The sequence below is a fragment of the Pseudomonas sp. GD03858 genome (genome assembly GCF_029840925.1).
Taxonomy (GTDB): domain Bacteria; phylum Pseudomonadota; class Gammaproteobacteria; order Pseudomonadales; family Pseudomonadaceae; genus Aquipseudomonas.
The window spans coordinates 1-23,673 of the sequence record NZ_JAOCDM010000030.1 but is presented as its reverse complement, the minus strand read 5'-3'; the positions used below and the strand labels follow the sequence as shown (position 1 = coordinate 23,673).

At 65.7% G+C, this 23,673-nt stretch carries 21 protein-coding genes; 14 read left to right on the top strand and 7 right to left on the bottom strand.

Features of this window, described 5'->3' with window-relative positions:
* Positions 1-63: 63 nt before the first annotated feature.
* The 3 genes from dsbG to dsbD are packed head-to-tail and all read right to left on the bottom strand — an operon-like array spanning position 64 to position 3,375.
* Positions 64-822 carry a thiol:disulfide interchange protein DsbG gene (dsbG, locus tag N5D48_RS10835; RefSeq protein ID WP_279883965.1) on the bottom strand — a complete coding sequence of 253 codons (759 nt, stop codon included), beginning with the start codon at positions 820-822 and terminating at the stop codon, positions 64-66.
* 1 nt (position 823) lies between these two features.
* Positions 824-1,654 (bottom strand): TlpA disulfide reductase family protein, encoded by an 831-nt coding sequence (locus tag N5D48_RS10830; RefSeq protein WP_279883963.1) that lies wholly within the window; start codon positions 1,652-1,654, stop codon positions 824-826.
* Entirely contained in the window at positions 1,654-3,375 is a 1,722-nt protein-coding gene (gene dsbD, locus N5D48_RS10825) for a protein-disulfide reductase DsbD (RefSeq protein ID WP_279883961.1), read from the bottom strand. The genes N5D48_RS10830 and dsbD overlap by 1 nt, the downstream gene beginning before the upstream one ends.
* Positions 3,376-3,876: 501 nt before the next feature.
* Here dsbD and N5D48_RS10820 point away from each other — a divergent pair.
* The 4 genes from N5D48_RS10820 to N5D48_RS10805 all read left to right on the top strand — a co-directional run bounded on the left by N5D48_RS10820 (position 3,877) and on the right by N5D48_RS10805 (position 9,222).
* A complete protein-coding gene (locus tag N5D48_RS10820) occupies positions 3,877-4,560 on the top strand; it encodes a response regulator transcription factor (protein ID WP_279883959.1) in 684 nt (227 codons plus the stop codon).
* Positions 4,557-5,873 carry an ATP-binding protein gene (locus N5D48_RS10815; protein ID WP_279883957.1) on the top strand — a complete coding sequence of 439 codons (1,317 nt, stop codon included), beginning with the start codon at positions 4,557-4,559 and terminating at the stop codon, positions 5,871-5,873. Before N5D48_RS10820 ends, N5D48_RS10815 begins: the two co-directional genes overlap by 4 nt.
* A gap of 158 nt (positions 5,874-6,031) precedes the next feature.
* Entirely contained in the window at positions 6,032-7,429 is a 1,398-nt protein-coding gene (locus N5D48_RS10810; RefSeq protein ID WP_279883955.1) for an aspartate aminotransferase family protein, read from the top strand.
* Between the two features lie 173 nt (positions 7,430-7,602).
* Positions 7,603-9,222 (top strand): twin-arginine translocation signal domain-containing protein, encoded by a 1,620-nt coding sequence (locus N5D48_RS10805; protein ID WP_279883953.1) that lies wholly within the window; start codon positions 7,603-7,605, stop codon positions 9,220-9,222.
* A 98-nt stretch (positions 9,223-9,320) separates the two neighbouring features.
* Here N5D48_RS10805 and N5D48_RS10800 read toward each other — a convergent pair whose 3' ends face one another.
* Genes N5D48_RS10800 through N5D48_RS10790 form a run of 3 tightly spaced genes read right to left on the bottom strand, consistent with a single transcriptional unit; the run spans position 9,321 to position 13,869 of the window.
* Complete coding sequence (locus N5D48_RS10800) at positions 9,321-10,721, bottom strand: efflux transporter outer membrane subunit (protein WP_279883951.1); 1,401 nt, start codon at positions 10,719-10,721, stop codon at positions 9,321-9,323.
* Positions 10,722-10,724: 3 nt separating this feature from the next.
* Positions 10,725-12,689 carry a MacB family efflux pump subunit gene (locus N5D48_RS10795; RefSeq protein ID WP_279883949.1) on the bottom strand — a complete coding sequence of 655 codons (1,965 nt, stop codon included), beginning with the start codon at positions 12,687-12,689 and terminating at the stop codon, positions 10,725-10,727.
* 1 nt (position 12,690) lies between these two features.
* Positions 12,691-13,869, bottom strand: a complete 1,179-nt coding sequence (locus N5D48_RS10790; RefSeq protein ID WP_279883947.1) for an efflux RND transporter periplasmic adaptor subunit — start codon at positions 13,867-13,869, stop codon at positions 12,691-12,693.
* 215 nt (positions 13,870-14,084) lie between these two features.
* Between N5D48_RS10790 and N5D48_RS10785 the strand changes: the two genes are divergently transcribed.
* The 5 genes from N5D48_RS10785 (at position 14,085) to N5D48_RS10765 (ending at position 17,399) form a co-directional block, all read left to right on the top strand.
* Positions 14,085-14,564, top strand: a complete 480-nt coding sequence (locus N5D48_RS10785) for a sigma-70 family RNA polymerase sigma factor (protein WP_279883995.1) — start codon at positions 14,085-14,087, stop codon at positions 14,562-14,564.
* A gap of 168 nt (positions 14,565-14,732) precedes the next feature.
* Complete coding sequence (locus tag N5D48_RS10780) at positions 14,733-15,218, top strand: histidine kinase (protein WP_279883945.1); 486 nt, start codon at positions 14,733-14,735, stop codon at positions 15,216-15,218.
* A gap of 61 nt (positions 15,219-15,279) precedes the next feature.
* On the top strand, positions 15,280-16,605 hold the full coding sequence (locus N5D48_RS10775; RefSeq protein WP_279883943.1) for an MFS transporter: 1,326 nt from the start codon (positions 15,280-15,282) through the stop codon (positions 16,603-16,605).
* A gap of 94 nt (positions 16,606-16,699) precedes the next feature.
* On the top strand, positions 16,700-16,996 hold the full coding sequence (locus tag N5D48_RS10770) for a type II toxin-antitoxin system MqsR family toxin (protein WP_279883941.1): 297 nt from the start codon (positions 16,700-16,702) through the stop codon (positions 16,994-16,996).
* A gap of 1 nt (position 16,997) precedes the next feature.
* Positions 16,998-17,399: a type II toxin-antitoxin system MqsA family antitoxin gene (locus N5D48_RS10765; protein ID WP_279883938.1), complete on the top strand. Its 402-nt coding sequence runs from the start codon at positions 16,998-17,000 to the stop codon at positions 17,397-17,399.
* 59 nt (positions 17,400-17,458) lie between these two features.
* Here N5D48_RS10765 and N5D48_RS10760 read toward each other — a convergent pair whose 3' ends face one another.
* Positions 17,459-19,123: an electron transfer flavoprotein-ubiquinone oxidoreductase gene (locus N5D48_RS10760; RefSeq protein WP_279883936.1), complete on the bottom strand. Its 1,665-nt coding sequence runs from the start codon at positions 19,121-19,123 to the stop codon at positions 17,459-17,461.
* A 544-nt stretch (positions 19,124-19,667) separates the two neighbouring features.
* On the opposite strand from N5D48_RS10760, the gene N5D48_RS10755 reads away from it, so the two are divergent.
* The 5 genes from N5D48_RS10755 to N5D48_RS10735 all read left to right on the top strand — a co-directional run bounded on the left by N5D48_RS10755 (position 19,668) and on the right by N5D48_RS10735 (position 23,426).
* The gene (locus N5D48_RS10755; RefSeq protein WP_279883934.1) at positions 19,668-20,417 is read left to right on the top strand and encodes an electron transfer flavoprotein subunit beta/FixA family protein; all 750 of its coding nucleotides are present in this window, start codon (positions 19,668-19,670) and stop codon (positions 20,415-20,417) included.
* The gene (locus tag N5D48_RS10750) at positions 20,418-21,347 is read left to right on the top strand and encodes an FAD-binding protein (protein WP_279883932.1); all 930 of its coding nucleotides are present in this window, start codon (positions 20,418-20,420) and stop codon (positions 21,345-21,347) included.
* Between the two features lie 88 nt (positions 21,348-21,435).
* Complete coding sequence (locus tag N5D48_RS10745) at positions 21,436-22,257, top strand: transporter substrate-binding domain-containing protein (RefSeq protein ID WP_279883930.1); 822 nt, start codon at positions 21,436-21,438, stop codon at positions 22,255-22,257.
* A 9-nt stretch (positions 22,258-22,266) separates the two neighbouring features.
* A complete protein-coding gene (locus N5D48_RS10740; RefSeq protein ID WP_279883928.1) occupies positions 22,267-22,620 on the top strand; it encodes a DUF4398 domain-containing protein in 354 nt (117 codons plus the stop codon).
* Positions 22,617-23,426 (top strand): OmpA family protein, encoded by an 810-nt coding sequence (locus tag N5D48_RS10735; RefSeq protein ID WP_279883927.1) that lies wholly within the window; start codon positions 22,617-22,619, stop codon positions 23,424-23,426. Before N5D48_RS10740 ends, N5D48_RS10735 begins: the two co-directional genes overlap by 4 nt.
* Positions 23,427-23,673 lie beyond the last annotated feature (247 nt).

The following is a 23,673-nucleotide window of genomic DNA, read 5'->3' as shown; positions in this document are numbered from 1 at the left end:
GCCCGCTCCCACGCCACGAGATGCATGTGGTGGCGTGGGAGCGGGCTTGCCCCGCGATGGTTTTCAGCGCTTGCCGAGGATCTTGCCCAGCATCTCCGGCCGCGGCGCGCCTTGCTGGCTTTGCAGCTGTCCCTGCTCATCCTGGTAGAAGATCGCTGGCGTCGCCGCCAGGCCCAGTTCCTCCATCAATGCCAGGTTCGCCTCGAGCTTTTTCTGCACCGCTTCCGGCACCTTGTCCAGCGCCTTGAGCTTGCTCGCCTTGCCGGCCTTCTCGTGCTCCTGCAACGCCTTGGCCGGGTCCTTCGCCGCCAGCAGCGCGGCGGATTTGCCCGGGCTGTCCTCGCGGATGATGCCGACCATGATATGGCGCAGCTGCACCTTGCCTGAATCGACCCAAGGCCGGGCCTGTTGCCAGAACATGTTGCAGTACGGACAGTTGGGGTCGCTGAACAGGTAGACGATGCGCGGTGCATCGGCCTTGCCGTCCTGAATCCAGGCGGTCTTTTCCATCTTCGCCCACACCGCCTTGCTCATCGGCGCGTACACCAGCTTTTCCAGCGGCTCGGCGCTGAGGTCCTTGCCTTGTTCGTCGAACAGGCTGCCGACCAGCACGTGCTTGCCATCGGCGGTCAGGTACAGGGCGATGCCGTTGTTGTGGTACTCGGCGGCATAGCCGCGCAGGCCGTCGGGGGCGTCGAAGCTGCCCTTGATCACGGCGCCCTTGGCCTGCAGTTGCTGGATGGCCTTGGGCAATTCCTCGGCGTGCAGCAGGGGCGCGGCGAGCAGGGAGAGGGTCAGGGGCAGTAGCGCATTCAATCGCATGTCAGTTTCCTTGTGGGGCGGGCGCGTCGTCGCGTTCGAAGGGTTCCAGGGCGTGGCGCAGGCTGGCGCGCGACAGTTCGCCCAGGTGACTGCCGACCAGCCGCCCTTCGGCGTTGTAGAACAGGGTGGTGGGCAGGGCCATGGAGCCGACCTTGCGGGCCAGCTCGCCGGTGCCGTCGAACAGCACATTGGACAGGGTCAGGCCGGTGGTGGCCATGAAGGTGCTGACGTTCTCGGGGGTCTCGCCCTGGTTGACGAACAGGAAGGTCACATGGGGATAGTCGTCCTCGGCCTGTTGCAGCACCGGCATCTCGCGGCGGCACGGTGGGCACCAGGTGGCCCAGATGTTGATCACCAGCGGGCGACCACGGTAGTCGTGCAGGGCCACCGCCTGGCCACGGCTGTCGCGCAGGGCCATCTGCGGCAGCTCCGTGCCTTTGCTGTAGAGGTGGCTGGCCATGCTGCCGAGGCCCCAGAACAGGGCGCCGCTGAACAGCGCCCAGCCCAGCGGCCGGCGCAGGCCCGGGCGGCGCCAGCCTTGCCAGAGGGTGCCGAGCACGATACCCAGCAGGCCACCCCAGAGCAGGAAGCCACCGTCACGGATATCGATGATCTGCAGCGGATCGTCACGGTACATCGGCCAGTAGGCCAGGACGAAGCCCAGGCGAGCGAACAGCAGGCCGAGCAGGAACAGGTTGAACAGGGCCGATTCCGGATTTTCGCCGCCGCGCCGGGCCGCCCACCAACCGACCAGGCAGGCGATACCCAGTGCCGCGAGCAGCAGCAGGTGGTTCAGGGCCATGGTCAATGGCCCGAGGGTGACGGTCAGCATCAGCCTTGGCTCCTGGTCTGCGCCCAGTGCCGCAGGAAACCGCCTGCGTCGATTTCGCCGGTGATGCGTCGGGCGCGGCGTTCCTCACCTTCCGGGCCTACCCAGATCAGGCTGGGCGGGCCGGGTACCTGATAGCGCTGCAGCAGCTCGCGGCTGGCCGGGGAGTCGGCCGTCACGTCCAGGCGCAGCAGGTGCACGCCGGCCAGGCTGGCCTGGACGTCGGCGCGGCCGAACACCTGCTTCTCCATGACCTTGCACGACACGCACCAGTCGGCATAGTAGTCCACCAGCACCCATTGGCCACGGGCCTTGGCGGCGTCGAGCTCGCGTTGCAGGTCGGCTGGGGCGCTGACGGTGACGAAGGCGTCATGGGTCGTGGCCGGGGCGCTGGCACCGCCAGCCTTGGCGGCGAAGGGCTGCAGCGGTTGCCACGGGTCGTTGCCGCCAGCGGCGGCACCCACCAGCAACAGGCCGCCCCACAAGGCACCCAGCAGCGGTACCGCGCGCAGGGCGGGCAGGCGCTGCAGGGCCGGCCAGGCGGCCCAGCCCAGGGCGATCAGCCAGGCACCGGCCAGGGCCAGCACCAGGGTTTCGGCCAGCAGGCCGCGCACGGTGTACAGGGCCATGGCCAGGAACACGAAGCCGAACAGCCCCTTGACCAGGTTCATCCAGGCGCCTGGGCGCGGCAGGTAGCGGTTGCCCAGGGTGACCAGCAGCAGCAGCGGCACACCCATGCCCAGCCCGAGGCTGAACAGCACCAGCGCGCCTTGCAGCACGTCGCCACTCTGCGCGATGTACAGCAACGCGCCGGCCAGCGGCGCGGTCATGCACGGCCCCAGCAGCAGCCCCGAGAGCGCGCCCAAGAGCGCCGCGCCATACAGGTTGCCGCCCCGGGTGCCTTGTCCGGCGCGGTCCAGGCGGTCGCGCAGGAAGGCTGGCAACTGCAGCTCGAAAGCGCCGAACATCGGCAGGGCGAGCAGCACGAACAGGCCGGCCAGGCTGCCCAGCAGCCAGGGTTGTTGCAGCCAGGCCTGCAGGCTGGCGCCCAGCAGCGCGGCGATCACCCCCAGCGCGGCGTAGACCAGCGCCATGCTCAGCACGTAGACCCCTGCCAGCCACCAGCCGCGGCGAGCGCTGGCGCCGTTGCCCATGACCAGTCCGGCAAGGATCGGCAGCATTGGCAGCGAGCAGGGGGTGAAGGCGAGCAGCAGGCCCAGGCCGAAGAATGCCAGCAGGCTCCAGCCCAGGCTGGCTTGCTGCAGGTTGCTGGCCAGGGCCTGGTCGCTGGCCTGGTCGGCAGTGGTGGCAGGCGCGGCGTTACCGCCCAGGGCGATCGGCGTGGTTTGCGGGGGGTAGCACAGGCCAGCGTCCGCGCAGCCTTGCCAGCCCAGGCGCAGTTCGCCGCTGGCGCTGGCCGGCAGTAGTAGTTCCAGCTCGGTGCGGTACACGGCACTGTCGCCGAAGAACTCGTCGTGATGGTTTTCGGCCTGGGGCAGGGTGGGGTGCTGCCCGTCGGGCAGCCCGTCGAATTTCAGGCGTTTCTGGTAGAGGTAGTAGCCGTCCTTGATCTGGAAGTGCAGGCGCATCTGGCCGTTTTCCAGACGGTCGTGGGTCAGGACGAAGGCTTCGTTCACCGGCAGGAAGTCTGGTTTTACCGCGAAGGGGTTGGCCTGGAGAGGGCCGGCGAGCAGGAATGTCAGGAAGAGCAGGAAAACACGCATGTCGACGCCTTGGCAGAGCTTTGAAGAGGGCCATGCTGGCCTTGGGTTATTAACTGAAGGTTAAGTTGGCTTTTTCAGGGTGTTCGGCGTTGGCCTTGCAGCGCCTGTGAGATCGAGCGCCGCCCGCGCGGCGCATCGCGACGCAAGGCCGCTCCTACATCTGTTTCGGGCCAATTATTCCTGTGAAAGTACCGCTGCCCGCCTTGGCGCATGCCTTGAGCCATGTGGGGCGGCAGCAACGCCCACGCTGAAACCGCGTCGTGCCAACAAGGCGGACCAGGTAATGGCACAGGAGAGACTGGCCCGAAACAAATGTAGGAGCGGCCTTGCGTCGCGATGCGCCGCGCGGGCGGCGCTCGATCTCGAGAGCGCCGCAAGGCTGTCGTCAAACCCCTGTTCGCCCCAATGCTATCCCTTCGGCGAATTCTTCCAAACCCGTTCATAATCCCCCCTTAATCACCACCCTGTGCAATGCCAGCTTCCCCACCCAGGAGACCCCCCATGCACGTTCTGCTCTGCGAGGACGACGACCTGATCGCCAGCGGCATCTGCGCCGGCCTCTCGGCCCAGGGCCTGACCGTGGACCGGGTCGCCAGCGCCTCACAGGCCCGGCAGATGCTGCAGACCGCGCAATTCGACGTGATGATTCTCGACCTCGGCCTGCCCGACGAGGACGGCCTGAAGCTGCTGCGCCGCCTGCGCCAGCAGGGCCTGACCCTGCCAGTGCTGGTGCTGACCGCGCGCGATGCGGTCAGCGATCGGGTCGATGGCTTGCAGGCCGGCGCCGACGACTACCTGCTCAAGCCCTTCGACCTTCGCGAGCTGGCCGCGCGCCTGCACACGCTGTTGCGCCGGGTGGCGGGGCGAGCGGTCAATGCGATCGAGCATGGCCCACTGTGCTATGACCCGAGCAGTTGCATGGCGACGCTGGCGGGGCAGCCGGTCGACCTGTCGCGTCGCGAGCAGGCGTTGCTCCAGGCGCTGCTGCAGAATCCCGGGCGGGTGCTGTCCAGCGAGCAGCTCAAGGACTGTGTCTACGGTTTCAGCGACGAGGTCGAAAGCAACGCGTTGAACGTGCATATCCATCACCTGCGGCGCAAGCTCGGCAACAGCATCGTCGAGACCGTGCGTGGGCTGGGTTACCGCCTGGGGCCGGCGCAGGCGCCGGAGGAGGCTGCGCCATGAGCCTGCGGGTACGGCTGTCGTTGATCCTCGGCAGCGCCTTCATCGTCATCTGGGTGCTGGCTGCCGCGTGGATGCTGCGCGACCTGCGCCAGCAGATGATGTTCTCCCTCGACCAGCGCCTGGTGGCGTCGGCGCGCATGGTCGCCGGGCTGATCGACCAGTTGCCGCAGCCTTTGACCGCCAAGGGCCAGGACGCGCATTTCTCCGCCGACCAGTTCAGCGTGCCGGACGGCATGGCCTGCCAGGTCAGTTCCCTGCGCGGTGAAATCCTTGCCAGCAACCACAAGCATGATGGCGGCATGGACGACCAGCGCAGCGGCTTTCGTGACCAGACCATCGACGGCGCCTCGTGGCGCACCTTCACCTACAACCATGGCGACGTGCGCATTACCACCGCCGATCGCCACCAGGAGCGCGAGGCGCTCAACCAGTCGATCCTGTTGGCGGCCTCGGCGCCGGTGCTGATGGCCCTGCTGGGCAGCCTGGGGCTGCTGTGGATCGGCCTGGGCAAGGGGCTGGAGCCGCTCAACCGCATGCGTGATGCCTTGCGCCGGCGTCGCGCCGACAGCGTCGAGCCGCTGCAGGTGGCCGGCCTGCCCAGCGAGCTGCAGCCGTTGCTCGCGACCCAGAACCAGCTGTTCCTGCGCATCGCCCAGACCATCGAGCGCGAACGCCGTCTGACCGACGATGCCGCCCATGAACTGCGCAGCCCGCTGACGGCGATCAAGACTCACCTGCAGGTAGCGCGCATGACCGATGGCGCCGTGCGCGAGCAGGCGCTGGAGCATGCCGAGCAGGGCGCCGATCGCATGCACCGCACGCTGGAGCAGCTGCTGATGCTGGCACGGGTCGAGGGCAGTCTGTCGTTCGACGATGGCGTGCAGTGCAGCGCCGAGCAGGTCGCCCTGCAGGCGATTCAGGATGCCGGTGACAACCGGCGTATCCTGCTGCGCCTGCCCGAGGATGCGGCCAAGATCTACCTGGGCATGCCGGCGCCACTGGCGGTGGCGGCCCTGCGCAACCTGCTGGACAACGCCCTGCGCCATGGCGGTGACGACGCCGTGGAGCTGGAAGTGCAGGCTCAGGGCGGTCAGGTGGGCTTCATGGTGCGTGACCATGGCCCGGGCATCGCCGAGCAAGACCTGGCGCACCTGACCGAACGCTTCTGGCGCCACGGCCAGAGTGGCGGCTGCGGCCTGGGGCTGGCGATCGTCCAGGCCATTGTCCAGCGCTGCTCTGGCACCTTGCGCTTCGACAGCCAGGCCGATGGCCTGCGGGTCTGGCTACAGGTGCCGGCGCGCTCGACGAACTGACCAGGCGGCGCGCCAGCATGGGGCGCGCCGCAACAAATCCCACGCCAAGCGCTAAATCCGCGCCTCGCCAAAGCGTTTTCCAAGCGATAACAACCCGACACACATCCAGTTACAGGAAGCGTGGCGGGCACATTCGCTTGCTTGCGAGGGATTTTCCGATGTCGACCGCTTCCAGCCTTGCCCAGGCGCTGCCGGCTTCCGCGCCGCGTGTCCTGTACGAATTCGCCGACTCACCGCTGCTGCTGCGCCAGCAACAGCAGGAGTCCAACGCCCGCAGTTACCCACGGCGCATTCCCCTGGCGCTCAAGCGTGCCCGTGGCATCTATGTCGAGGACGTCGAGGGCCGCCAGTTCATCGACTGCCTGGCCGGTGCCGGGACCCTCGCCCTGGGGCACAACCATCCGGTGGTGATCGACGCGATCCAGCGCGTGCTGGCCGACGAACTGCCGCTGCACACCCTGGACCTGACCACGCCGGTCAAGGACCAGTTCGTCCAGGACCTGTTCGCCCTGCTGCCCGAGGCCCTGCGCCGAGAGGCGAAGATCCAGTTCTGCGGACCGACCGGCACCGACGCGGTGGAGGCCGCGCTGAAGCTGGTGCGTACCGCCACCGGGCGCAGTACCGTGTTGGCCTTCCAGGGCGGCTACCACGGCATGACCCAGGGGGCGCTGAGCCTGATGGGCAGCCTGGGACCGAAAAAGCCGCTGGGCGCGCTGCTGAGCAATGGAGTGCAGTTCCTGCCGTATCCGTATGACTATCGATGCCCGTTCGGTCTGGGCGGCGAGGCCGGGGTGCGCGCCAATCTGCACCTGCTGGAAAACCTGCTGAACGATCCAGAGGCGGGCGTGGCATTGCCTGCGGCGGTGATCGTCGAGGTGGTGCAGGGCGAGGGCGGGGTGATCCCGGCGGATGTCGAATGGCTGCGTGGGCTGCGCCGGATCACCGAGCAGGCCGGCGTGGCGCTGATCGTCGACGAGATCCAGAGCGGTTTCGCCCGTACCGGGCGGATGTTCGCCTTCGAGCACGCCGGCATCGTGCCGGATGTGGTCACCCTGTCCAAGGCCATCGGCGGCAGCTTGCCGATGGCGGTGACGGTGTACCGCGACTGGCTCGATACCTGGTCACCGGGTGCCCATGCCGGCACCTTCCGTGGCAACCAGATGGCCATGGCCACCGGTTCGGCGGTGATGAAATACCTGGTCGAGCACCGTCTGTGCGAGCACGCCGAGGCCATGGGCCAGCGCCTGCGCGGGCATCTGCAGCGCCTGCAGCAGGCGTATCCGCAGTTGGGCGATGTCCGTGGGCGCGGCTTGATGCTGGGGGTTGAACTGGTGGACCCGACCGGCCAGGCAGACGCTCTGGGGCATCCGCCGGCGCACCGCGGCCTTGCGCCGAAGGTGCAGCGCGAATGCCTGCGTCGCGGCCTGATCCTCGAGTTGGGTGGTCGGCATGGCGCGGTGGTGCGCTTCCTGCCACCGCTGATCATCAGTGCCGAGCAGATCGACGAGGTCGCTGCGCGCTTTGCCGAGGCGGTGCAGGCGGCGCTCGCCGGCTGAGGCATCCGGGGCTGCGAGGCAGCCCATTCATTTCGCGAGGCCGCTGTTGCAGGGGGGGCGTTATTTTCCTGTGGCAGCGGCCTCGTGTCGCAGCCGCATGGCTAAATTTCCCCTTCCAGCTTACGTCCTAGCAGGGATAGAGGCCGCGGCACGCGGAGACGGATTGAGGCGCAATGACAATTTCTCGACGAGGATTCATCGCCGGCCTGGCAGTGGCAGGCGCCACCGGCACGGCGGCGTATTACGCGCACAAGCAACTGACTCACGATCCTGAAGACGACATCGTCACCCCTGGCGAGGCCAGCGTTGAGCTGGCCGATTACAGTGGCCAGGTCCTGGCGGACAAGCTGCGTGGTGTCTGGGACATCCGCTTCGAGGGCGCCGACGGTGGCCTTGAGGGCTTGCCTGGGCAAGGTATCGAGATGTTCCTCGATATCGCCACCAAAGGCCGTGGCCTGCGTGGTTTCGTCGATACCGGCGAGCGCCTGCGCGGGGCGGGCGAGCCGGCCTATCGGGTGCTCGGCGACCTGGTCGGCGCCAGTACCGGCGAGGTGCGCTGGCGCTTGATGAGTCAGCGCGGCGGGGTGGGCTACGAGTGCGTGGCCAGTCTCGACGAGGTATGGGGCGAGTTCGCCAACGCCGGCAGCGGCACCCTCAGCGTGCGCGTGCAGCGCCTGGACCGCCCGTTGACCCTGCCGCTGCAGGACAATCGCTTCGTTGCGGTCAAGCGTCTGTTCCCCGAAGCGCGCGAGCGACTGCCCTACACCCCACAGATGCAGGATTGGGTGATCGGCGCCGAGCACCGTCTGTTCCATCAGCTCTGGCATGCCACCCGCGACCAATGGCACAAACTGCCGGAGAACAAGCACAATGCCCTGCGCGGACTGGGCTGGCAGCCCGGCCCTCGGGATCACGAGCGCGATGCCCGTGGCCCGCGCAAGCACCGCAATGGTTCAGGCATCGACTTTCTGTTCATGCATCGGCACATGCTGATGCATGCACGTACCCTGCAGGACCTGCCTTCGTGGCAGCGCTTCCCGCTGCCGCAACCCAGTGTCGAGTTCGACCGTGTCGGCTTCGCCCGCTATCACGACAACCACGATGGCTACTGTGTGCCGCCGGGTTGGCAAGCGCCGGGCGACGAGGCCTACGGCCAGTGGGTCGGGGCGATCAAGGCCGGCGAGACCTACTGCAGCAACTTCCAGGTATGGGAGTCGCAGTACCAGGACCCGCTGTACCTGTCGAAACTGTCGCTGGGCGCCTTCGGCTCGGAGCTGGAGATGAACCTGCACGACTGGCTGCACATGTGCTGGGCATCGGTGCCGCGCGATCCGAGCAATGGCGCGCCGGTGCCGTTCGCCCGTGATTCGGCTGACTTTGCCGCACGTTGGTACGGACGCGAGAACGATTTTCTCGGCGACCCGTTCTCGTCACACGTCAATCCGGTGTTCTGGGGCTTCCATGGCTGGATCGACGATCGCATCGACGACTGGTTCCGCGCCCACGAGCGCTACCACCCCGGCCAGGTGCGGCGCCTGGAGGTCAATGGCGTGCCGTGGTTCGCGGCGGGGCGCTGGGTCGAGGTGGGCGATCCATGGCTGGGGCCGGATACCCATGGTTGCAGCACTCAACCGGGGATGCGCCCAGGCAAGTCGGTGGAGATGGATGTGGAGACCATGAAGCTGGCCTTGCGCATCACCTTCGGCGAGGACGACAAGATCGACCCGTTGCTGCGCAAGGTGCCGCAACGGCCCTGGTATGCGCGTCACCTGTCGATGAAGAACATCGTCTGACTGTATTCGACATCCGCCTCGTGGCGCTCGCCGACCTGTGGGAGCCCGCTCCCACAGGCTCGCGCTAGGCCATCAGCCGTCCTCGTTGGCCGCCGCGTTCAGGACGGCGCCTGCCATCCCCCGCCCAACGCCTTGTACAACGCCACGCTCCCTTGCAATCGCGCCAGGCGCAGTTGCGCCTGCTGATCCTGCGCGGCATAGAGCGTGCGCTGGGTCTCGAGCACGGTCAGCAAGGTCTCGGCCCCGGCCGCATAGCGCTGCTGGGCCAGGTCGAAAGCGATCCGCGCCTGTTCCACCTCCTGGTCCTGCCACTGGCGCTGGCGCTCGACGCCGTCGATGGCGTTCAGCGCCTTCTCCACATCGGCAAAGCCGGCCAGGATGCTGGCGCGGTAGCTCTCCAGCAGTTCCTGCTGCTGGGCCGTGGCCAGTTCCCGCGCGGCACTGAGGCGGCCGTTGTTGAAGATCGGTGCGGTGAGCCCAGCGGTCAGGGTGTAGTAGGGGCTGTCGAACAGGTTGGCGAACGTGCGGGCGCCGCTGCCCAGATCGGCGCCCAGCACCAGGCGCGGCAGCATGGCGGCCCGGGCCACCTGGACATTGGCGCTCGCCGCGGCCAGGCGCGCTTCGGCGGCGGCGATGTCCGGGCGGCGGCCAAGCAGCTCGCTGGGCACGCCGCTGCCGATTCCTGGCCACTGCAGGGCCGCGATGGTTTCGTTGCTGGCGGGCAGTGCCTGCACCGGGTCGCCCAACAGTGTGGCCAGGGTGACGCGGTTGTCCTGTCGGCGCTGTTCGAGCAGCGGTAGCTGGCGCTCCTGCGCGGCCACCAGGCTGCGTTGCTGGGCCAGCTCCAGGCGGGTGGCCGAGCCTGCGCGCTCGCGTGCCTCTACCAGGCCCAGCACGTCGCGGGCGTTGTCCAGGTTGAGTCGAGCGATGCGCAGTTGTTCTTCCAGGGCCAGACCTTGCAGGTAGCTGTCGGCGACGGCGCTGACCAGGGTCAGTTCCACTGTCTGGCGATCGAAGCGGCTGGCGTCGAGGCTGCGCAGGGCGCTGTCGCGGGTCGCGCGCAGGCCGCCCCAGAAGTCGATTTCGTAGCTGGCGCTCAGGCGCGTGCCGAAGGAGGTGCTGGTACGCTCGCTGCTGTTGGCGTCGAGTTGGTCGTTACCGTCACCGCGCAGCAGGCGCTGGCGACTGCCGTCCAGGCCCAGTTGCACCTCGGGCAGCAGCGGCGCGCCGGCGATCACCGCGCTGGCCTGGGCCTGGCGAACGCGCGCCGCGGCGGCGGCCAGGTCGTGGCTGTTGCCCCGTGCGCGTTCCACCAGGCGGTCCAGTTCGGCGCTCGAGAAGGCTTGCCACCAGCGGCTGTCAGGCGCAGGCCGCGCCAGGTCGGCAGGTCCCTGCCAGGCGGCTGGCGCATCGATGTTCGCCGGCGGTGGCGGCGGGGTGCTGCAGGCGGCCAGGCAGAGGCTCAGGGTCAACAGGCTGAAACGGCTGGGGATCGTCATGGGTCATTCGCTGGTAAGGGCCTTGACCGGGTCAAGGCGGGCGGCCTTGCGGGCCGGCATGAAACCGAACACCACGCCGGTGATCACGGCGCAGGCAAAGGCACCGAGGATGGCTGGCAGGGCAAAGGCCACGGCGATGCCGCTCAGCAGCAGGCTGCCGCCGATGCACAGGGCCAGGACGATGCCGGTCACGCCACCGACCATCGACAGCATCACCGCCTCGGTGAGGAACTGGCGCAGGATGTCGCGCTGGCGCGCGCCGGTGGCCATGCGGATGCCGATTTCGCGGGTGCGCTCGCGCACGGTCATGAGCATGATGTTCATCACGCCGATACCGCCCACCAGCAGAGAGATGGCGGCGATTGCCCCGAGCATCAGCGACAGGCTGTTCTGGGTGCGGGCCTCGGCCTGGATCAGGGCGGCGTCGTTGGTCAGTTCGAAGTCGTGCTTGCCCTGGTGGCGCTGGCGCAACAGACGGTCGATGGCCAGCTCGGTCTCGTGTACGCGACTGGAGTCCTGGGCGGCGATGGCGATGTACTCGGGGTCGCGACTGCCGAACAGGCGCACGGCCGCGGCGGAGTAGGGCACGGCGATGCGCTCGTCGGCATCCTGCTGGCCTGAGCTGGCGCCTTTGGCCACCAGCACGCCAACCACCTGGAAGGGCACGTTACCGATCAGCAGGTACTGGCCGAGCGGGTTGCTGCCATCGCCGAACATCTTTTCCTTCACCTTGGCGCCGATCACCGCCACCGCGGTACCGTTGGCTTCGTCGGCTTCGCTGTAGAAGCTGCCTTCGACCACCGGCCAGTTGAATACCTCGGGGAACCAGGTGTTGTTACCGCCCACGTAGAACTGCTGGCTGTTGTTGCCCTGGCGCACCATCAGCTTGTCGCCGATTACCGGCATGACATGCTTGACCTGGGGCAGTTGGGCGATGGCGTCGACATCGTCGAGGGTGACGATGCCACCCGGTTCCCGCTCGGTGGCCTGCTTGCCATTGAGATAGAGGATATTGGAGCCGAACGCGGCCATCTGTGCCATCACCTGGCGCTTGCTGCCTTCGCCGACGGCCAGCATCACCACCACCGAGGCCACGCCGATGACGATGCCGAGCAAGGTGAGGGCGGTGCGAAAGCGGTTGATCCACATGACTCGCCACGCCGCCTGCAGTGCCTCGAGCAGTTCGCCCTTCCAGGCACCCTTGAGCGTGGCGCCGCGGTCCAGGCGTTGGCGCAGGTCATCGGCCTGCAGCTGCTCGCTGACGGCGGGAGTGGGCTGGTCGGCGGCCGAGTCGCTGACCACCTGGCCATCGCGGACCTCGATGATCCGCTGCGCGCGGGCGGCGACTTCACGATCATGGGTGATCAGGATGATCACGTGGCCCTGGCTCGCCAGTTCGTCGAGCAGGGTCATGACCTCGGCGCCGCTGTGGCTGTCGAGCGCGCCGGTGGGTTCGTCGGCGAGAATGATGTGCCCACCGTTCATCAGGGCCCGGGCAATCGACACGCGCTGCTGCTGGCCACCGGACAGCTGGTGCGGGCGGTTACCGGTACGACTGGCCAGGCCCAGGCGCTCGAGCAGGGCGAGGGCGCGGGCGTGACGCTCGGCGGGCGGCGTGCCGGCATAGATGGCCGGCATCTCGACGTTCTCCTGGGCCGAACCCGAGGGGATCAGGTGATAGCCCTGGAACACGAAGCCGAAGGCTTCGCGGCGCAACCAGGCCAGCTCGTCGCTGTCCAGCTCGGCGACATCCCGGCCGGCGAAGTGGTAGCTGCCGGCGCTGGGGCGGTCGAGGCAGCCGAGGATGTTCATCAGGGTCGACTTGCCGGAGCCGGAGGCGCCGACGATGGCGACGAACTCGCCGGGGTGGATGCTCAGGCTGACGCCGCGCAGCACCTCGACCTGCGGCGAGTCGATGCCGCCATAGACCTTGCGGATATCGCGCAGCTCGATCAGGGGGGCGGTCATGTCAACCTCCGCTGGCGGCGGGTGCGCCGATGACCAGGCGCTCGCCCTCGCTCAAGCCGTCGACGACCTCGATCCGCAGTCGGTCGCTCAGGCCGGTGCGTACCTTGCGTGCCTCGATCCTGCCCTTGCCGTCGACCACCTGGGCCAGGCGCAGGCCGTCAGTGGAAGCGTCGCCCAGGGCCGCCAGTGGCACGCTCAGGACCTGGCTGGCGTTGCCCGCGACGAAGAACACCTGGGTGGTCATCTCTGCCATCAGGGCGCCGTCGGGGTTGTCCACGTCCAGCAGCACGGTGTACTGCACCACCTTGCTGCCGGTGGTGCCGGCCGTGGCGCTGGCCGGGCTGCCGCCGCCCTGGCTGGTCTGGTCCAGGGGCTTGGGCGGTATCGGCAGGATCTGCCGCACGGTGCTGGTCCAGCGTCGCTTGCCGCCGGACAGGGTGGTGAAATAGGCGCTCATGCCCGGCCTGACCTTGCCGATGTCGGCTTCGGAGACCTGGGCCCAGACGGTCATCGGCGACAGCTTGGCGATACGCAGGATCAGCGGCGTCTGCTGCTGGGCATTGAGAGTCTGGCCTTCGCGGGCGTCCACCGCCACCACGGTGCCGCTCATCGGCGCGTAGATGCGCGTGTAGCCCAGCTCCGCCTCGTCGCTGCGCAGGCTGGCCTGGGCCTGGCGGATCTGCGCCTGATACATGTCGATGCGCGCCTGGGTCACTTTCAACTGGGCTTCGGCGGCCTGCAGGTCTTCCTGGCGGGTGGCGCCGGCAGCGGCCAGGCCACGCTGGCGCTGTTGCTGTTGCTGGGCAAGCAGATACTGGGCGCGTTGTTCGGCGAGCTGGGCCTTGAGGTTTTCGATCGAGTAGCGCCCGGCGTCGAGCTTGGCCTGCTGTGTCGAAGGGTCGATCTCCACCAGCAACTGGCCCTGGCGCACTTCGTCGCCAGACTCCACATGCAGCTTGCGGATCTGTCCGGAGGCCTGCGCGCCGACGTCGACGTAGCGGCGCGGTTGCAGGGTCCCCAGGGCGGTGACGCTGCTCTCGATATCGGCGCGGATCACCGGCACGGTGCTCACGGGGGCGGCGCCGAACGGCATGGTCTGCCAGGCCACCAGGCTACCGAGGCCGAGCAGGCCAAGGGCGCCGAGCAGCACTCGGCGGCGGGTGTTGGGTGTGCGTGTCATGCGGACTTCCAGCCGAAGGTTGTGGCCGAGTGCGGCAGCGGGCTGCGAGCTCGGGGCTCCCAGTTAAACGAACGCGAAGCATGATGATTTAGCGCCGAGCGCAGGGCGTACTTCGTGTTGCTGAGAATAATTATAATTTGTAAGATCGCACGCTGACATCATCCAGATCCGCAACTGATGCATGCCTGACGGCATGCAGAAAGGCGCCAGGTGCCATCGTGGAACATTATTATCGCGAATTGGTGAGCTTCCTCAGCGCCCGCCTTGGCAACCGCCAGGCTGCCGAAGACGTCGCCCATGATGCCTACCTGCGGGTGCTGGAGCGCTGCGACCTCGGGCAGATCGAGCATCCGCGCGCCTTTCTGTATCGCACCGCGTTGAACCTGGTGATCGATCGCCACCGACGTCACCAGGTGCGTCAGACCGAGCCCCTGGAAGTGCTCGACCACGACGAGCGCTGGCACGGCCCGGCGCCCATGCACCACATGCAACTGGACCAGCGCCTGGCCCTGATGCAACAGGCCCTGAACGAACTGAGCGCGCCCTGTCGCGACAGCTTCCTGCTGCGCAAGCTCGACGGGCTGTCGCACCTGCAGATCGCCGAGCGCCTGGGGATCTCCCGCAGCCTGGTGGAGAAGCACATCGTCAACGCCATGAAGCACTGTCGTGTGCGCATGCGTCAGTGGGAGTCCTGAGCGGGCGACGCAGCACGTGAAAATTCCGTGAAGGCGCGACTTGATTTCTCGATGTTTCACGACAACTATCAAAGAAGACCCCGCCCGGGCATTCCGTCCGGCGGTGCCTTCACTGGCGCAGTACGGTCAAGGAGCCACCCTTATCACCCTGCTGCCCAGGTCCGGACGATGCCCAACAAATCCATGCGCATCCTCATCGCCGACGAGCACCTCGACCAGCGCTTGCAGCTGGAAAGGATGCTCAACAGCCTGGGCTATTATCGAATCGCCCCGGTCGAGAGCTTCGACGACCTGCAGCGCCTGGTGCACAGTGCCTTGCAACCCTTCGACCTGCTGGTGGGCAACATCGAGCTGGCCAGCCACGCCGGTGTCGACCTGGCGCGCTTCTGTCGGGTCAGCCCGCAGATCCAGCACGCCTTGCTGTATCACTCGCCGCACCTGAAAGTGCCGACGGTGCCGCCCGGCGAGCGCCATGCCGTGAGCATCAGCCTGCCGCATGCGCCCGACAGCGAGGCGCTCGAATCATTCATGGCGATCATCGACATGCCGGTGCTGGTCGGGCAACTGCCATTGCCACCTGGCCTGGCGGGCAGCGCGAGCCCTGCCTGGCGGCGCAGCGGGCTCGCCCAGACCGTGTTCTGCCGCAACGCCTGAGCCCTGTCGGGCGCAGGCTTTTGCTATCCTCTTGGCCTTTTGCCGAGTTGCGGAACCTGTCATGACTGCCATCGATACCGCCCGCCCGCCCCGGTTCAGCCGTGGCGACCACCGGACCCTGGGCCTGGCGGCGCTGGGCGGCGCCCTGGAAATCTACGATTTCATCATTTTCGTGTTCTTCGCGCTGACCCTCAGCCAGCTGTTCTTCCCGCCCGAGATGCCGGAGTGGCTGCGTCTGCTGCAGAGTTTCGGGATCTTCGTCACGGGGTACCTGGCCCGGCCGCTGGGCGGGATCCTGATGGCGCATTTCGCCGATCATCTGGGGCGCAAGCGGGTGTTCAGCCTGAGCATCCTGATGATGGCCCTGCCATGCCTGTTGATCGGCGTGATGCCGACGTACGCCGACATTGGCTATGCCGCACCGTTGATCCTGTTGGCCCTGCGCATCCTGCAGGGGGCGGCGGTGGGTGGCGAAGTGCCCAGTGCCTGGACCTTCGTCGCCGAGCATGCGCCGCCTGGGCGGCGGGGCTATGCGCTGGGATTCCTGCAGGCGGGGCTGACTTTCGGCTATCTGCTTGGCGCCTTGACCGCCACCTTGCTGGCGCAGGTCTACACCCCTCAGGAAATTCTCGATCACGCCTGGCGCTATCCCTTCCTGCTGGGCGGAGTGTTCGGTGTGATCGGTGTCTGGCTGCGCCGTTGGCTCAGTGAAACTCCGGTGTTCCTGGCCCTGCGCGAGCGCCAGGAGCGTCCGGTGAAGTTTCCGTTGCGCAGCGTGCTGGGCGAGCATCGCCAGGCGTTGCTACCGGCTGCGTTGCTGACCTGCGTGCTGACCTCCGCCGTGGTGGTGCTGGTGGTGATCACGCCGACCGTGATGCAGCAGCGTTTCGGCATGACGGCAGGGCATACCTTCGCCCTGAGCAGCGTGGGCATCGTCTTTCTCAACATCGGCTGTGTGCTGGCCGGGCTGCTGGTGGATCGCATCGGCGCCTGGCGCGCGCTGATGCTCTACAGCCTGCTGCTGCCGCTGGGCATCGGTGCGCTCTACGCCAGCCTGGTAGGGCAGTGGGGCGCGACCTGGGCGGCCTATGCGCTGGCAGGGCTGTCCTGTGGCGTGGTGGGGGTGGTGCCGTCGGTGATGGTCGGGCTGTTCCCGGCGCAGATCCGCGTGTCGGGTATCTCGTTCACCTACAACGTGGCCTACGCCCTGTGGGCCAGCACCACGCCGCTGGTGCTGATCGCGCTGATGCCCTGGAGTCCGTGGGTATGTGTCGGCTTTTGTCTGATCATGGGGGCCGTGGGGCTGCTGACGGCCTTTTACTTCGGGCGCCGTGAGCCCTTGGCGTTTGCCGCGGAGCCGATGCCGATCATGTGTGGTGACAAATGAGGTGGTAGCGGCTGGCGGGTGGTGAGGCAGACTTTCGGGTGGCGGCTATTGGAATAACCTATTAGCCAAATTTAACCTTAAAGGTTAATTTCTCATGGAAAAGAGAACGCCACACTGCCCTTTGGAGCGGGTACATGTTCTGTTGCGTCAGGGGAAGGCAAGATCGACGCGAGCCGCAACTCAAGGCGCTCATGCGCTTGGCCTGCAACCTCGGCAGATTTTTGATGTTGTTCGCGCGCTTTCGCCCTCTGATTTTTATAAAAGCATGACCACCTATCATGATCACAGGCTTTGGCAGGATGTTTATCACGTTCATGCTCAGCCCGGCTGGATCTACGTGAAACTGACGGTGGTGGACGACGTACTGGTCGTGTCCTTCAAGGAGCTCTGAAATGAAATGTCCAATGTGTGGAGGCGCAGAGCTGGTTGCCCAGGCTCAGGACATGCCCTATCGCTATAAAGGCCAGGATACGATGATCCCCGATGTGTTCGGGGACTACTGCCCGGTCTGTGGCGAAGCGGTGCTGACCATTGCAGAGTCGGAGCGCATAAGCGATCTGATGCGGGCTTTCGACCGGCAAATCAATGCCGCCGCCGTCGATCCAGCCTTTATTGTCGCCGTACGCCGTAAGTTTGACCTCGACCAGCGTGAGGCAGGTGAAATCTTCGGCGGTGGCGTTAACGCCTTCTCCCGCTACGAAAACGGCAAGACCCAGCCACCGGTTGCGCTGATCAAGCTGTTCAAGCTGCTCGATCGTCACCCAGAGCTGTTCGAAGAAGTGCGCAGCGCCTGACACGAAAAAGCCCCCGGGTCGTGTGACCAGGGGGCTTGTTGTTGCCGCGAGGGCAGGGCTTACATGTTCGGGTAGTTCGGCCCGCCAGCGCCCTCAGGGGTGACCCAGGTGATGTTCTGGGCCGGATCCTTGATGTCGCAGGTCTTGCAGTGCACGCAGTTCTGCGCGTTGATCTGGAAGCGCTTGTTGCCGTCTTCCTGGGTGACGACTTCGTACACACCGGCCGGGCAGTAGCGTTGGGCTGGCTCGTCGTACAGCGGCAGGTTGCTGGCGATCGGGATGTTCGGGTCGGTCAGCTTCAGGTGGCAGGGTTGTTCCTCTTCATGGTTGGTGCTGGAGAGGAATACCGAGCTGAGCTTGTCGAAGCTGAGCTTGCCGTCTGGTTTCGGGTAGTCGATCTTCTGCGAGTCGGCGGCCAGCTTGAGGCAGGCGTAGTCCGGCTTGGTGTCGTGCAGGGTGAACGGCAGCTTGCCGCCGAACCAGTTCTGGTCGACATAGTTGAACGCGCCACCGAGCAGCGGGCCGAACTTGTGCAGGGCCGGGCCAAAGTTGCGGCTGGCGAACAGTTCCTCGTACAGCCAGCTGGCCTTGAAGGCGCTGACGTAGCCGTTCAACTGGTCACCGCCCTCACTGCCGGCGATCAGTGCATCGGCCACCGCATCGGCGGCGAGCATGCCCGATTTCATCGCGGTGTGGCTGCCCTTGATCTTGGAGAAGTTCAGGGTGCCCAGGTCGCAGCCGATCAGCGCGCCGCCATTGAAGACCATCTTCGGCAGCGAGTTCAGGCCGCCTTTGCAGATGGCGCGGGCGCCGTAGCTGATGCGTTTGCCGCCTTCGAGGTACTGGCTCATCACCGGGTGGTGCTTGAGGCGCTGGAACTCGTCGAACGGCGACAGGTACGGGTTGGAGTAGGACAGGTCGACGATCAGGCCGACCACTACCTGGTTGTTTTCCAGGTGATAGAGGAAGGAGCCGCCGGTGTTCTCGGCGCTCATCACGTCCAGCGGCCAGCCAGCGGTGTGCACCACCAGGCCCTGCTCGTGCTTGGCCGGGTCGATTTCCCAGATTTCCTTGAGACCGATGCCATAGTGCTGGACGTCGGATTCGTTGTCCAAGTCGAAGCGCTTGATCAGCTGCTTGCCGATGTGGCCACGGCAGCCTTCGGCGAACAGGGTGTACTTGGCGCGCAGCTCCATGCCCGGGGTGTAAAGGCCGTCCTTCGGATGGCCTTCGCGGTCGACGCCCAGATCGCCGGTAACGATGCCACGAACCACGCCGTTTTCATCGAACAGCGCTTCCTGGGCGGCGAAGCCCGGGTAGATCTCGACGCCCAGGTTTTCGGCCTGCTGGGCCAGCCAGCGGCACAGGTTGCCCAGGGAGATGATGTAGTTGCCGTGGTTGTGCATGGTCTTGGGCACGAACAGGTCGGGGACCTTGGTCGAGCTGTCGGCACTTTTCAGGACATAGATGTCGTCGCGTTTGACCTCGGTGTTCAGCGGCGCGCCGAGCTCTTTCCAATCGGGGAACAGTTCGTTCAGGGCGCGGGGTTCGAACACCGCGCCGGAGAGGATGTGGGCGCCGACTTCGGAGCCTTTCTCGACCACGCAGACGCTGATCTCGCTACCGGCTTCGGCGGCCTTCTGCTTCAGGCGGCAGGCGGCGGACAGGCCCGCCGGGCCGGCGCCGACGATGACCACGTCGAATTCCATGTATTCGCGTTCCACTGGTTCTCTCCTACTCAAGGCTCATCGCTGTTGCTTGTCTTTTATGGGTGCTTCACGGTCATGCACGGCGCGCGGTGGCTGTAGCTGCGTGGATGACGGACTACACCGTCTTGTCTTGGCCGCGCATTATATCTACACCACTTGGCGGGTCCAATACAAACGTTTGTTTGAATTTGCCGGAGGCCCGTAGAATCACAGGTAGGCGGCTGGAGGCTGGCCAATTTGCCGTATTGACCGGATTGGGTGTTACGGTCAAGATACGAGCGCTTTCGCGTTCGCCGTAGGCTGACCGTCGGGCGCAGGTGCACCCCTAAAGACCAGGCGTGGAGCAGGGTTTACGGGCCGAATCAGGTTTTGTAGTGGAGTCTACACGCCACGACAGAAAATGACCCGTGGGTTTTACCCGCGGCAGTCGAAACAGGACTGTTCGGTCAATTGAAGTTCGCCCGCTCCAGAACGTTTTTAGAGGTGCCCTTGTACCCACGCGCATTCGCCGGGCAGTCCCCAGGCGATCTTCTTTTCACCGGAGAGTAACGAGGAATCCATGAAGGTTCTTGTAGCTGTCAAACGAGTGGTCGACTACAACGTCAAGGTTCGCGTCAAGGCGGACAACTCCGGCGTCGACCTTGCAAACGTCAAGATGTCCATGAACCCCTTCTGCGAAATCGCCGTGGAAGAAGCCGTCCGCCTGAAAGAGAAGGGCGTGGCGAGCGAAATCGTCGTCGTCTCGATCGGCCCGACCGCTGCCCAGGAACAACTGCGCACCGCCCTGGCCCTGGGCGCCGACCGCGCCATCCTGGTGGAAGCCGCTGACGAGCTGAACTCCCTGGCCGTGGCCAAGGCGCTGAAGGCTGTTGTCGACAAGGAGCAGCCACAGCTGGTCATCCTCGGCAAGCAAGCCATCGACAGCGACAACAACCAGACCGGCCAGATGCTGGCCGCGCTGACCGGCTACGCCCAGGGCACCTTCGCCTCCAAGGTCGAGGTCGCCGGCGACAAGGTCAACGTCACCCGTGAAATCGATGGCGGCCTGCAGACCGTCGCGCTGCACCTGCCTGCCATCGTCACCACCGACCTGCGCCTCAACGAGCCACGCTACGCGTCGCTGCCGAACATCATGAAGGCCAAGAAGAAGCCGCTGGAGACCGTCACTCCGGACGCGCTGGGCGTATCTCTCGCCTCCACCAACAAGACCCTCAAGGTCGAAGCGCCTGCCGCCCGCAGCGCGGGTATCAAGGTCAAGTCGGTGGCCGAACTGGTCGAGAAGCTGAAGAACGAAGCGAAGGTAATCTAAATGACTATCCTGGTTGTCGCTGAACACGAGAACGGTGCCGTAGCCCCGGCCACCCTGAACACTGTCGCTGCCGCCGCCAAGATCGGTGGTGATATCCACGTGCTGGTCGCAGGCCAGAACGTCGGTGGCGTCGCCGAGTCCGCCGCCAAGATCGCTGGCGTGGCCAAGGTGCTGGTCGCCGATAACGCCGCCTACGCCCACGCCCTGCCGGAGAACGTCGCGCCGCTGGTGGTCGAGCTGGCCAAGGGTTACAGCCACGTGCTGGCCCCGGCCACCACCAATGGCAAGAACATCCTGCCGCGCGTCGCCGCGCTGCTGGACGTCGACCAGATCTCCGAGATCATCGCGGTCGAATCCGCCGACACCTTCAAGCGTCCGATCTACGCCGGCAACGCCATTGCCACCGTGCAATCGAGCGCTGCGGTCAAGGTCATCACCGTGCGTACCACCGGTTTCGACGCCGTGGCCGCCGAAGGTGGCTCGGCCGCCGTCGAGGCCGTCGCGGCTGCCCACGATGCCGGCAAGTCGGCCTTCGTCAATGAAGAGCTGGCCAAATCGGACCGCCCTGAGCTGACCGCCGCCAAGATCGTCGTCTCCGGCGGCCGTGGCATGGGTAACGGTGACAACTTCAAGCACCTGTACGCCCTGGCCGACAAGCTCGGCGCCGCCGTCGGTGCCTCGCGCGCCGCCGTCGACGCAGGCTTCGTGCCGAACGACATGCAGGTCGGCCAGACCGGCAAGATCGTCGCGCCGCAGCTGTACATCGCCGTCGGTATCTCCGGCGCGATCCAGCACCTGGCCGGCATGAAAGACTCCAAGGTGATCGTCGCGATCAACAAGGACGAAGAAGCGCCAATCTTCCAGGTGGCCGATTACGGCCTGGTCGCCGACTTGTTCGAAGCGGTTCCGGAGCTGGAAAAGCTGGTCTGATCCGCCTGCTTCACTTATAAAGAACCCGGCCCGCCTTTGGCGGTCCGGGTTTTTTCATGGGTTTTTTCAGGGGTGGGGGAAGGGTGGCATGGTGTGTCGCAAAGGGATGAGGGGGCTGGCCTGGATGCTGGCATTGCTGTCGACGCAGGCGCTGGCGGCAGGCAAGTGCGAGCGCTTGGTGGCTACTGGCAGCCCGGATGCGCCGCCGTATTCCTGGCAGGATCCGCAGGACCCGAAACACCTGATAGGCGCCAATGTCGACTTGCTGCGCCAGGTGGCTGGCGAGTTGGGGTTGAGGGTCGAAGTGCTGCATGCCGGCAAGCGCGAGCAGGCGCTGGAGGAGGTGCGTAGCGGGCGCATGGACCTATTGCTGGATACGCCGATGCAGGTGGATCAGCTCACCCGCCTGGACTACATCCACCCTGCCCTGCAGTTGAATGAATATCTGGTCTGGACCCGCCATGACGCCACTTTGGTATTCGATGGCCCAGCCGATCTTGCCCGCTACCGTGGCGCATTATCGGAGAAGGCGCGCCTGACCCCGGCCTTCGACGCCTTCGCCAAGGCCCAGCTCAAGCCTGAGCCTGCGCAGAACCTGACGCAGGCCTTCCAGAAGCTGGTGCTTGGCCAGGTCGATTATGTGCTGGCCGGGCGCTACTCGGGCATGGCCATGGCCCAGAGCCTGGGCGTGGGCAGCGACCTCATCGCCCGGGGCTTGCCGGTGGATCGTCCGGGGCTGTACCTGGCGGTCTCGCACAACTCGGCGTGTAACGACAGCTGGTTGCGCGGACAACTGGCGAAAAAACTGACAGAATTGCCGATCTCCGGGGCGAGCGAAGCTGTGCTGCAGCGCAATGTCGAGCGTTGGAAGGCGCAGATGCAGGCGTCGCAGGGTGCCCCCAAACAGTAGGAAGCGTGAGTGAGAATCCAACCCTTGATGCTCGCCCTGGCCGTGCTTGGCCTGGCCGGCTGTGCCAACGACCCGGCACCTAATGAACAGCTGCGTCTTTCCGAGCAGGCACTGGAGCAGGCCAAGGCGGTCGGCGCCAGTGACCAGGTGCCGGAGTTCAAGCTGGCCGAAGAAAAGCTGGCGCGGGCCAAGAGCAACATGCTCAGCGAGAGCTACCGCGACGCGCGCATGCGCGCCGAGCAAGCCGAACTGGATGCGCGCCTGGCCGAGGCGCGGGTATTGAACCAGAAAAGCGAGGAACAGCTGCAGGTGATGCAGTCGCGGGTCAAGCGTCTGCGTAAGCAGTTGGAGGTGCAGCCATGAGCCGTCTCAAGCCAATGGCCGTTCTGGCGTTGTTGGCGCTGGCCGGGCTGCAGGGCTGCGCGAGCCAGCGCAGCGAGTCGGCGTTGGATGAGGCCAGCGCCGCGTTCCAGAAGGTCAAGGATGACGCCGATGTACTGCGCAGCGCGCCGCGCGACGTCATTCGTGCCGGTGAGTCGCTGGGGCGGGCCGAGCGGCTCTCGGGCTATGTCGGCACGGGCAGCGATGTGCGTCATTACGCCTACCTCAGCGAGCGCTACAGCGAGATCGCCAGTGAGCACGCCAAGCTGGCATTGAGCCAGGAGCGCCTGACCAAGCTTGACCTGGAGCGTCAGCGCCTGCAGTTGGCCCTGCGCGAGGCCAAGCTGGCCAGCGTGCAGCAGCAGGGCAAGTTCGTCGAGGCGCAGATCGTGGCGCTGGCGTCGGAGCAGGCAGACCGTGGGTTGGTGATGACCCTGGGCGATGTGCTGTTCGACACTGGCCAGGCCGATCTGAAAAACTCGGCCAGTCGCACGGTGCTCAAGCTGGTGCAGTTCCTTCAGCTCAATCCGCGTCGGGTGGTGCGGATCGAGGGTTACACCGACAGTACCGGCGCGCCGGATGACAACTTGAAGTTGTCGCGCGATCGGGCGCAGGCCGTGGCGGATATGCTGGTCGATCTGGGGGTGAACGAGAAACGTATTCAGGTTGAGGGGTACGGTGACCAGTATCCGGTGGAAGCCAATGCCTCGGAGCGGGGTAGGGCGCAGAACCGCCGGGTCGAGATTGTCTTTTCCGATGACAAGGGCAAACTTGCGCCGGCGCGCTGAGCCCTGTTCCTTCATTCGCGGGTAAACCCGCTCCTACAGGCATTGCATACAATCTGTGGGAGCGGGTTTACCCGCGAAAGTGTTTGTGTGGTCAATAAAAATAATTCTGAAAGTTTTCTGGTCTAAGGCTATATTTTTGTTTTTTGTTTTTTTGTTTTTTTGTTTTTTTGTTTTGCTCTTGCTTCTAAGTGCACGATAGTTCAGGCGCCGCCAATTGCGACTTCAGGAGGCCGAGCGGAGTTCTTGC

Coding starts and splice junctions, on each gene's coding strand:
- dsbG (WP_279883965.1), bottom strand. CDS start 822: ATGCGATTGAATGCGCTACTGCCCCTGACCCTCTCCCTGCTCGCCGCG.
- N5D48_RS10830 (WP_279883963.1), bottom strand. CDS start 1,654: ATGCTGACCGTCACCCTCGGGCCATTGACCATGGCCCTGAACCACCTG.
- dsbD (WP_279883961.1), bottom strand. CDS start 3,375: ATGCGTGTTTTCCTGCTCTTCCTGACATTCCTGCTCGCCGGCCCTCTC.
- N5D48_RS10820 (WP_279883959.1), top strand. CDS start 3,877: ATGCACGTTCTGCTCTGCGAGGACGACGACCTGATCGCCAGCGGCATC.
- N5D48_RS10815 (WP_279883957.1), top strand. CDS start 4,557: ATGAGCCTGCGGGTACGGCTGTCGTTGATCCTCGGCAGCGCCTTCATC.
- N5D48_RS10810 (WP_279883955.1), top strand. CDS start 6,032: ATGTCGACCGCTTCCAGCCTTGCCCAGGCGCTGCCGGCTTCCGCGCCG.
- N5D48_RS10805 (WP_279883953.1), top strand. CDS start 7,603: ATGACAATTTCTCGACGAGGATTCATCGCCGGCCTGGCAGTGGCAGGC.
- N5D48_RS10800 (WP_279883951.1), bottom strand. CDS start 10,721: ATGACGATCCCCAGCCGTTTCAGCCTGTTGACCCTGAGCCTCTGCCTG.
- N5D48_RS10795 (WP_279883949.1), bottom strand. CDS start 12,689: ATGACCGCCCCCCTGATCGAGCTGCGCGATATCCGCAAGGTCTATGGC.
- N5D48_RS10790 (WP_279883947.1), bottom strand. CDS start 13,869: ATGACACGCACACCCAACACCCGCCGCCGAGTGCTGCTCGGCGCCCTT.
- N5D48_RS10780 (WP_279883945.1), top strand. CDS start 14,733: ATGCCCAACAAATCCATGCGCATCCTCATCGCCGACGAGCACCTCGAC.
- N5D48_RS10775 (WP_279883943.1), top strand. CDS start 15,280: ATGACTGCCATCGATACCGCCCGCCCGCCCCGGTTCAGCCGTGGCGAC.
- N5D48_RS10770 (WP_279883941.1), top strand. CDS start 16,700: ATGGAAAAGAGAACGCCACACTGCCCTTTGGAGCGGGTACATGTTCTG.
- N5D48_RS10765 (WP_279883938.1), top strand. CDS start 16,998: ATGAAATGTCCAATGTGTGGAGGCGCAGAGCTGGTTGCCCAGGCTCAG.
- N5D48_RS10755 (WP_279883934.1), top strand. CDS start 19,668: ATGAAGGTTCTTGTAGCTGTCAAACGAGTGGTCGACTACAACGTCAAG.
- N5D48_RS10750 (WP_279883932.1), top strand. CDS start 20,418: ATGACTATCCTGGTTGTCGCTGAACACGAGAACGGTGCCGTAGCCCCG.
- N5D48_RS10745 (WP_279883930.1), top strand. CDS start 21,436: ATGGTGTGTCGCAAAGGGATGAGGGGGCTGGCCTGGATGCTGGCATTG.
- N5D48_RS10735 (WP_279883927.1), top strand. CDS start 22,617: ATGAGCCGTCTCAAGCCAATGGCCGTTCTGGCGTTGTTGGCGCTGGCC.